Origin of the sequence: Tardiphaga sp., from assembly GCF_025356345.1 — a bacterium.
Taxonomy (GTDB): domain Bacteria; phylum Pseudomonadota; class Alphaproteobacteria; order Rhizobiales; family Xanthobacteraceae; genus Tardiphaga.
In genome coordinates this window covers 1-8,584 of record NZ_JANXTC010000030.1, presented here as the reverse complement: position 1 = coordinate 8,584, position 8,584 = coordinate 1, and the positions used below count along the sequence as shown (strand labels likewise).

Sequence of the window (8,584 nt, the reverse complement as noted above, 5' to 3'; positions counted from 1 at the left end):
ACCATTGAGGTCGAGGGTCACCGTGTTGCCGGGATTCGTTCCGTTGATGGAGAACACGACGTTGCCAGCGCTGGCACCGTCGGGAATCACGTTTGAGGCGCCGAGCTTCAGGGTGGTTCGCCGGGAGATGAGACGGGGGTGGGTCATGGGATCCTCGCGCTAGGTCGGGGGACGACGTTGCAAGAGTACTTCGCAAGGATTGTGCCAAATGTGCACATTTTGGGAATAGTCGAATGCTGTCGTATGTTTACTCAGCTTTTCGCGACTCGATCGCGGTCGCAGACCTGATAAAATGTGCACAATTTATAAATGGATTGTGCACATTTTCTGGACGGCAGAGGAGGGGTTTTGATCAAGCGAGCGGCCAAGGTCGATCCAGGAACCGACGAGGCGATCCATCGGGCGATTGGTCGCGCCATCATGGAGGGACGACTCAAGGCAGGCACAAAACTAGCCGAGCACAAGCTCGCGGAAAGTTTTGGCGTGTCGCGCGAGCGCATCCGCAAGGTATTGCACCGACTTGCGGCCGAACGCCGTATCGAGATCATTCCCAACCGCGGCGCCCGCGTGCCGCAGCCCTCACTCGATGAGATCAGGGCGGTCTACGAGGCGCACCGCGTGCTCGAAGCCGGCGTGCTGGTGCAACTGGTTGGTCTTCTCGACGAGAGCATCCTGACGCGGCTCGATGCGCATCTGGCCGAGGAGCGGGCGGCGGCCGTCACTGGCGATCGCGCGGCCTCGGTACGGCTGTCCGGCGCCTTCCACATTCATCTGGTCGACGCGCTCGGCAACGCTGAACTGTCACGGTTTCTGCGCGATCTGCTCAGCCGTTCCTCGGTGATGGTGTCGGTCTATGAGCCGGCCAGCCAGTCGCTGTGCGCCGTCGATGAGCATGGTGCGATCGTCGAGGCGCTGCGTGCCCGCGACGTCGCCCGCGCAATCGATCTGTCGCGGCAGCACTTCCTGCATGTGGAGCAACGCCTGCGCTTCGAGCCGACCATCGAACCGGCACCCGACATCGGAGCCATCTTTCAAAAGATCGCCGCGAAGCCCAAATCGGCGGCCGGCGTCCGCAATCTCAGGCCGGCGCAGCGGGGCGACTGACGGGCTCGCGGCCACTTCCGCGCCTGCTGGCAGATGGCCAGTACCAGCGCGTGACCGAGACCTGTGAGCCGCGCCTGGTTCGGAAGCACCGGAAGTGAGACGCCGGGCAGCTTCGATCCGCTTTCATGATCTGCAAATCACGCGGCCAGGCGGGCCGAAATAAATGAACTGACGAGGCGGTCGGCTTCGTCCGACAACTGGAATTTGACCAGCGTGGCGGTTCCGCGCGTGAGTCCCACTGCGCCCGCCAGCACCGTCGGGATGCCATCGATCACCAGCGTCATAGACGTACCGATGGGGGCATCCGGGAGCCCATCTTCAATGATGGCACCGCCGAGCGAGAGATCGCGAATGATGACCCTGAGGGATCTGCCCTCGATCGTGAGAGAAGCCGGGCAGTGCACATCCACCCGGGTCGAGCTGCGGCGATCGACCTCGGTCGTCGAGGTGCGGATCACGCGTACCAGCGTGGCGCGAAGATCAGCGACCTTGCCGGCGATTTCCGCCGAGCCGTCGCGGATGACCAATGCACGCCGGCCGGTTTCGATTGCCTCGTTGGACACCGAAACGATTTGCGCCGCGACCTCGCGGGCGGCGTCGGAGGTTTCCTCGACACTGCGCGAGATCTCGACGGTGAAGGCGCTCTGTTCCCGGATTGCCGCGGCGACAGAAGAAGACACCGCCTCGACCTTGCGAATGACTTCACCGATGCCGACGATCGAATCGACCGACGCCCGAGCGGCATCCTGGATTTCGTTGATCTGCTGGGCAATCTCGCCGGTTGCCTTGGCGGTCTGCTCGGCCAGCGACTTGACCTCGGCGGCCACCACCGCGAAGCCACGGCCGGATTCGCCAGCCCGGGCGGCTTCGATCGTCGCATTGAGGGCCAGAAGATTGGTCTGGCCAGCGATTTCAGTGATCAGATTGGTGACGGCGCCAATCTTGCCGGCGGCTTCGGACAGCTTTGCCATGGTCGCCTGAGCTTCACCCGATGCCGTGACGGCTTCAAGGGCCAGCGTTCGCGATGAATCGATCTGCACGGAGATCTCGCTGATCGAGGCGGTCAGTTGCGACGAGGCCCTGGCGACGGTCTCGGCGTTGGTAAGCGCTTCTTCCGCTGCCGCGGCGACGTTGCTGCTGTTCTTTCCCAGCAGCAACGCGCTGTCGGTCATCTGCGCCGCATTGCTTGCCATGTGATCGGTTCCAGCCGCGACTTCGCCGACCGCGATATTGGCCTCGCGCTCAACGGCGTCCGCCATTTCCTGCATCGCTTTGCCCTGCGCCTGTTCGGCGATCCGCCGCGCTCCTCTCTCCTGGATGGCGTCATTACGCGCCTGCTCGACCGCCTTGATCCTGATGGCCTCCGCAGCCTGCGCGATCTCTCCGACATCGTCACCGCGGTAAAGACCGGGAAGCACAACCTGCAGATCCCCGCTGGCGAGCCTGTGCATCGCGCCCGTCAATTGCCGCAAGACACGGGTGACCGGGCGGGTCGCTACATAGCTGATAGCCATTGCCAGCAGAACCGCCGCCAGCGTCGAATAGACGAGGATAGAAAGCGTGGCGTGTGCCGGCTCCATGAAATCGGACTTTTCGATACCGACATGCAGAACGCCAAGTACATTGCCGGTCGAATCAACGATCGGATCGTAGGCCGTCATCACCGGCGTGCGAGGGCTCTCGATCTCGCCGCGAAACCTTGTCTTGCGATCAAACACCGCGTCATAGGCCGCGCCCCGCGCCAGCCGCGTCCCGACAGCCCGCGTGCCATCGGGCTGCCGCACATTTGTCGCGATGGCCAGGTCGCCGAGAAAAACCGTGCTGGTGCCTCCGACCAGACTTTTGATCTTGTCAACCGTCGCCAGGTCATCGTTCAGGACGTGCCCGTCCGCCAGCAGCTTGCCATCGACGCTTGTGAAAGTCCGGCCATTGGCCCGGAGCACATCCCACGCCACCCGCATGTTGGTGTCCACCCGCTCCATCGCGGCGGTGGTCGCGCCGGCCTGTAAGACACGCCAGGCCATGCTGGTCAGGCTCGCGCCCGACAGCAGAACGCCGAACGCCGACAGGATCATGATCCGGAAAGCCAGCCGCGGGTTTTTTCGCCGGCGAGGCTGCACGGCCGCCGCGATGATGGGCGCTTGCATTGAAATTCCGATCTTCAGCCGATCACGTCCCAAACGTCCGGATCGTAACAAATCATTAAAAAATAAAGTTGCCGTACCCGCACGGCCGATAAACGAGGACAATTGCATCCTCCATGTTTCGTTAGGGTTAATAACAGTCGTGAAAAAATACGGGCCGAGCCCGGATGACGATGACCGGCATCCCGGCTCAGCGACGGCGTGATTGGCGGCGTCGCCAATAGGCTGTCATCCGCCCGTCATCCACGCTACGCATGAAGCATCATGCGCTTCCTCGCCACCTTTCACTCTTATGATTTCCTCGACACGCTGCTCAGCCTGGTGACCGCCTTTGTGCTCGGCACGCTGATCGGTGCCGAGCGGCAGTACCGGCAACGCACCGCCGGACTGCGCACCAATGTGCTGGTCGCGGTGGGCGCCGCCGCCTTTGTCGATCTCGCGATGCAACTGGCGGGCGCCGACGGCGCGGTGCGGGTGATCGCCTATGTGGTGTCCGGGATCGGTTTCCTCGGGGCCGGCGTCATCATGAAGGAAGGCACCAATGTCCGCGGTCTCAACACGGCCGCGACGCTGTGGGGATCGGCCGCGGTTGGCTCCTGTGCCGGGGCGGACATGATCGCGCAGGCGATCGCGCTGACGGCGTTCGTGCTGGCTGGCAACACGCTGTTGCGACCGCTGGTCAATGCCATCAACCGGGCACCGCTCGATGAAAAATCGTCGGAGGCGACCTATTATTTCAAGCTGACCGTCGCCGATCAGGCGCTGGCCGACATGCGCGATCACCTGGTCGAGCGGCTCGAGGCGGCGCACTACCCGGTCGCCAACATCGCCGTGGTCGATCACGATGACGATCCGCCGGAAATCGTGGCCACGCTGGTGAGCACGGCGATCGATCCCGGCGAACTCGACATCGTCGTCGCCGACCTGCAACGCACCGCCGGTGTGATTCATGCGACCTGGCAGGTCAGCACCAAGGATTGAAGCCGATGCGCGCCGAGCCTGCGCGACGTTGTGGCGTGGGAACCTTGGGGGCGACGATCCGTTGAACACCCACATAACACAGGGTGAATCTCATGACCTCGATCGCGAACAGGCGCGCCTATCGCACAGAGATGCTGCTGGCCAGCGCGATGATTGTTGCCGGTCTGACGATGTCGGCCGCCGCGCTGGCGCAACTGGCGCCGCGCCACGCCCAGATGGCCCAGGCGACCCCGCCGCTGCGGTCGACGCCGGACGCAGCGAGCAAGCCCGCGGCGCCCGAGGATTCTCCTACGACAGGCGCCCGCCCCAGCGAAATCGCGCCGCAGCCGGCCCGTCCCGACGCCGATGCCCAGAAGGCCGGTGCGGCACCGGTGCTTCCGCCGGCGCCCGCGGAAAAGATGGCCCCGGCAATTCCGGCCAAATAGGTAACGCGGCGTTAGCCGACGTCGTCCGGATCGACCACCGCCAGCGTGATCCAATGCGCCATCAGCGCCGGCGTCACACTGCCTTCGATCTCGATCGCCACGTTCCAGGCCGACTGCACCGAGACCCGGCGCGCGGTCAGGCCGACGAGCTGGAATTTGCCGCGCACGCGCATGCCGGATTTCACGGCGCTCATGAAGCGCACCTTGTCGAAACCGTAGTTCATTCCCATTCGCGTGCCATGGACGCCAGGCAGCGCATCAAAGGCCAGCGTCGAGAGCAGTGACAGCGTCAGGAAGCCATGCGCGATGGTGCCGCCGAACGGCGTTTCGGTTCTGGCCCGCTCCGGGTCGACATGGATGAACTGGTGGTCATGGGTCGCGTCGGCAAAGGTGTCGATCATCGGCTGGTCGACCATCACCCAGTCCGAAAACAATTCCTTGCCGTTCAGCAGGCTGCGGTAATCGTCCAGCGGGATCAGCTTGCGGCGGATCGCCTCGGCCTCCGCGGCCCGTTTCGCGTCTGACACTTCAATCTCCTTGTGAACCGGCCTGTCCGGACGCCGCTTCTAGCAAACCTTGATCGGGATTGCGCCGTTGCTCTGGAGCCAAGCAATGGCGTTTCGCGTCATTCCGGGGCGCGTGCCGCGTCAGCTGCGAGCGAACCCCAGCCACTCCGGTCGGAGTGGCCGAGAATCCCGAGATGGGTTGAACCGATAGAAGGCTGAACAGGTCAAGGTTCCGGGCTCGCGATCGGCTGGTGCCGACCACGCCCCGGAACGATCGTTTTAAAACTGGCGAACCAGCACGTTCTTGAACTGCCAGGGATCGGAGGTGTCGATATCTTCCGGGAACAGGCCCGGGCGATCCGTCAGCGGGGTCCAGTCGGTGTAGTAGCCCTTCACGGGGCCGAGATAGGGGCCCTGGATCTCGAGCAGGCGATGGAAATCCATCTCGTCGGCCTCGACAATGCCCTCGGTCGGGTGCTCCAGCGCCCACACCATGCCGCCGAGCACGGCGGAGGTCACCTGCAGACCGGTGGCGTTCTGATAGGGCGCCAGTGCCCGCGTTTCCTCAATGGAGAGCTGCGAGCCGAACCAATAGGCATTCTTGCCGTGGCCGTAGAGTAGTACGCCGAGCTCGTCGATGCCGTCGACGATTTCGTTTTCGTCGAGGATGTGGTGCTTGACCTGCATCTTGGCGGCGCGGCCGAACATTTCATGCAGTGACAGCACGGCGTCGTCGGCGGGATGATAGGCATAGTGGCAGGTCGGCCGGTACACCGCCGTGCCCGAGGCATCCCGTACCGTGAAATAGTCGGCGATCGAGATCGATTCATTATGCGTGACAAGGAAGCCGTATTGCGGGCCGGGGGTCGGGCACCATGAGCGGACACGGGTGTTGGCGCCGGGCTGCATCAGATAGATCGCCGCGCCACATCCGGTGTCGTGGGTATGCGCATTCTCGGGCATCCACTTTTCATGGGTGCCCCAGCCGAGTTCGGACGGCTGCACGCCTTCCGACAGGAAGCCCTCGACCGACCAGGTGTTGACGAAAACGTCGCGCTCTTTCGGGGTCTTGGCACGCTGCGTGTCACGCTCGGCGATATGGATGCCCTTGACGCCGGTCTGCCGCATCAGGTCCGCCCATTCGGCCTTGGTCTTCGGCTCATGGGCGTTGAGCTGCAGATCCGCGGCAAGATTCATAAGCGCCTGCTTGACGAAGAACGAGACCATGCCGGGATTGGCGCCACAACAGGACACCGCCGTCGTCGAGCCGGTCGGCCGCGCCTTCTTGGCGGCGAGCGTCGCCTCGCGCAGGGCGTAGTTGGAGCGCGCGGCAGCACCCTTCGAGGCATCGAAATAGAAGCCGAGCCAGGGCTCGTTGACGGTGTCGATGTACAGCGCGCCGAGCTCGTTGCAGAGCTCCATAATGTCGGCCGAGCCGGTATCAACCGACAGGTTGACGCAAAAACCCTGGCCGCCGCCCTCGGTGAGCAATGGTGTCAGCAGCTCGCGATAGTTCTCCTTGGTCACCCCCTGCTGGATGAAGCGCACATTATGCTGCTCGCAATGCGCCTTGCGGTCTTCGTCCTTGGGGTCGAGCACGGTGATGCGTGATCTGTCGTAGTCGAGATGCCGCTCGATCAGCGGCAGCGTGCCCTTGCCGATCGAGCCGAAGCCGACCATCACGATGGGACCGGAGATTTTTGCGTAAATTGTCGGGGCGGGCGTGGTCATCAAGAGAACTCCGGGGTGTCATCCGGGATACGCCGTCTTCGGCGCAAAACCGGAATCTTGCTATGTCGGGATTCCGGGTTCGCATCGCCGCGCGATGCGCCCCGGAACGACAGTGTGTGGGTTTACGTGCGACGTTTCGCCGTTACGTCAATTTCGATTTTCATTTCGGTCTTTTGCAGTCCGGCGACCACCAGCAGCGTCGAGGCCGGTCTGATCTCGGCGAACACGTCGCCGCAGATCGCCAGCACGGCATCGGCGTTGCCGGCGTCGGTGATGTAGTAGTTGGCGCGAACGACGTCGGCCATGGCGAAACCGCCTTCCCGCAGCGCGGCTTCAATGGTTTTGAAGATGTTCCGTGTCTGCAGCGTGACATCATCGGGCATGATCATGGTGGTGTAATCGTAGCCGGTGGTGCCGGCGACGAAGGCGAAATCGCCATCGATGACCGCGCGGCTGAAGCCGGCGGTTTTCTCGAACGGTGATCCGGTGGAGATCAGGCGGCGGGTCATTGCGGGCCCCTCGGAATGAAACATGCCCCGCAATGCCGTCTATTCGACTTCAAATCAAGCCGCGTGTGCGATCGGCGCGTCAATACCGGCAGCCGGGTCGGCCGCGGCCACGCGGCTCGGCACGATCGGTCCAAAGGCGCCCTGGAGCGCACCGGGTCGCAGTTCAAGACCGAGCAGGCGATGGCGCTCGAACGGGCCGGGCAGCGCCAGGCGCTCGACCTTCTCGGTCGTAAAGCCGAAACGGCTGTAATAGGGCGCGTCGCCGAGCAGGATGATGGCGCCGTGGCGCAGCGTTTTCGCGGTCGCGATGGCATGCGCCATCAGCGCGGCGCCGATCCCCAATGCGCGCACGGAAGCATCGACCGCGAGCGGGCCGAGCACCAGCGCCTGACGGCCGCCGGCATCGACATCCCACAGCCTGATAGTGCCGACCAGGCGGCCCTGGTGGAAGGCGGAGAAGGCGAGGCCCTGCGCCGGCGTCTGGCCATCGCGCAGCCGCTGGCAGGTGCGGGCGTTGCGGTTGCCGCCGAAGCAGGCGTCGAGCAGCGCTTCGCGCGCGGCGACGTCGGTGTTGCGCTCGTCGTGAATCGCGAACGGACGGGCTATCATGGGCGCGGCAGCATCGCTGTTTGTGGCGGTTTGGTGCAGATCGGTCATGGCTTGTCTGTCCCCACTCCGCTCGTGGCGGAGTGTTGTCATCCGGAATGGAAGGTGACGGGATGAGAGCCGGAAAGCCGGCTCTCCGCTTGCTTTTTCCTCGCCCCGCGAAAGCGCGGGGAGGGGTCAGAAACTCAGATGTGAAACGTGCGCAGCGGTGGGAAGCCGTTGAACGCCACCGCTGAATAGGTCGACGTGTACGCGCCGGTGCCTTCGATCAGCAGCTTGTCGCCGATCTCGAGCGTCACCGGCAACGGGTACGGCATCTTTTCGTACATTACATCGGCGGAATCGCAGGTCGGGCCGGCGAGTACGCAGGGTGTCATCTCGGCGCCGTCATGCGGCGTCTTGATGGCGTAGCGGATCGACTCGTCCATGGTCTCGGCGAGACCGCCGAACTTGCCGATGTCCAGATACACCCAGCGCACATCGTCCTCGTCGCTCTTCTTGGAGATCAGAACGACTTCGGTCTCGATGATGCCGGCATTGCCGACCATGCCGCGGCCCGGCTCGATGATGGTCTCCGG

General features: G+C 63.7%; 8 protein-coding genes and 1 pseudogene. 3 read left to right on the top strand and 6 right to left on the bottom strand.

Annotated elements, in window-relative coordinates:
• Window positions 1-309: 309 nt before the first annotated feature.
• Entirely contained in the window at window positions 310-1,104 is a 795-nt protein-coding gene (locus Q0S16_RS01455) for a GntR family transcriptional regulator (RefSeq protein ID WP_295844220.1), read from the top strand.
• 137 nt (window positions 1,105-1,241) lie between these two features.
• Here the strand turns inward: Q0S16_RS01455 and Q0S16_RS01450 are convergent, their stop codons facing one another.
• Window positions 1,242-3,251: a methyl-accepting chemotaxis protein gene (locus Q0S16_RS01450; protein ID WP_295844217.1), complete on the bottom strand. Its 2,010-nt coding sequence runs from the start codon at window positions 3,249-3,251 to the stop codon at window positions 1,242-1,244.
• 261 nt (window positions 3,252-3,512) lie between these two features.
• On the opposite strand from Q0S16_RS01450, the gene Q0S16_RS01445 reads away from it, so the two are divergent.
• Together Q0S16_RS01445 and Q0S16_RS01440 are read left to right on the top strand one after the other, a co-directional pair.
• The gene (locus Q0S16_RS01445; protein ID WP_295844214.1) at window positions 3,513-4,229 is read left to right on the top strand and encodes an MgtC/SapB family protein; all 717 of its coding nucleotides are present in this window, start codon (window positions 3,513-3,515) and stop codon (window positions 4,227-4,229) included.
• A 92-nt stretch (window positions 4,230-4,321) separates the two neighbouring features.
• Window positions 4,322-4,654 carry a hypothetical protein gene (locus tag Q0S16_RS01440; RefSeq protein WP_295844211.1) on the top strand — a complete coding sequence of 111 codons (333 nt, stop codon included), beginning with the start codon at window positions 4,322-4,324 and terminating at the stop codon, window positions 4,652-4,654.
• An 11-nt stretch (window positions 4,655-4,665) separates the two neighbouring features.
• Here the strand turns inward: Q0S16_RS01440 and Q0S16_RS01435 are convergent, their stop codons facing one another.
• From Q0S16_RS01435 to Q0S16_RS01415, 5 genes and pseudogenes are all read right to left on the bottom strand, one after another.
• Window positions 4,666-5,133 (bottom strand): MaoC family dehydratase, encoded by a 468-nt coding sequence (locus Q0S16_RS01435; RefSeq protein WP_295844222.1) that lies wholly within the window; start codon window positions 5,131-5,133, stop codon window positions 4,666-4,668.
• Between the two features lie 306 nt (window positions 5,134-5,439).
• Complete coding sequence (locus tag Q0S16_RS01430) at window positions 5,440-6,891, bottom strand: homospermidine synthase (protein ID WP_295844209.1); 1,452 nt, start codon at window positions 6,889-6,891, stop codon at window positions 5,440-5,442.
• Window positions 6,892-7,013: 122 nt separating this feature from the next.
• Window positions 7,014-7,400, bottom strand: a complete 387-nt coding sequence (locus tag Q0S16_RS01425; RefSeq protein ID WP_295844206.1) for a RidA family protein — start codon at window positions 7,398-7,400, stop codon at window positions 7,014-7,016.
• A gap of 54 nt (window positions 7,401-7,454) precedes the next feature.
• Window positions 7,455-8,009 carry an N-acetyltransferase gene (locus tag Q0S16_RS01420; RefSeq protein WP_295844203.1) on the bottom strand — a complete coding sequence of 185 codons (555 nt, stop codon included), beginning with the start codon at window positions 8,007-8,009 and terminating at the stop codon, window positions 7,455-7,457.
• Window positions 8,010-8,191: 182 nt separating this feature from the next.
• Window positions 8,192-8,584: pseudogene (locus Q0S16_RS01415) on the bottom strand (ornithine decarboxylase); the annotation flags it as partial.

Coding starts and splice junctions, on each gene's coding strand:
- Q0S16_RS01455 (WP_295844220.1), top strand. CDS start 310: ATGGATTGTGCACATTTTCTGGACGGCAGAGGAGGGGTTTTGATCAAG.
- Q0S16_RS01450 (WP_295844217.1), bottom strand. CDS start 3,251: ATGCAAGCGCCCATCATCGCGGCGGCCGTGCAGCCTCGCCGGCGAAAA.
- Q0S16_RS01445 (WP_295844214.1), top strand. CDS start 3,513: ATGCGCTTCCTCGCCACCTTTCACTCTTATGATTTCCTCGACACGCTG.
- Q0S16_RS01440 (WP_295844211.1), top strand. CDS start 4,322: ATGACCTCGATCGCGAACAGGCGCGCCTATCGCACAGAGATGCTGCTG.
- Q0S16_RS01430 (WP_295844209.1), bottom strand. CDS start 6,891: ATGACCACGCCCGCCCCGACAATTTACGCAAAAATCTCCGGTCCCATC.
- Q0S16_RS01425 (WP_295844206.1), bottom strand. CDS start 7,400: ATGACCCGCCGCCTGATCTCCACCGGATCACCGTTCGAGAAAACCGCC.
- Q0S16_RS01420 (WP_295844203.1), bottom strand. CDS start 8,009: ATGATAGCCCGTCCGTTCGCGATTCACGACGAGCGCAACACCGACGTC.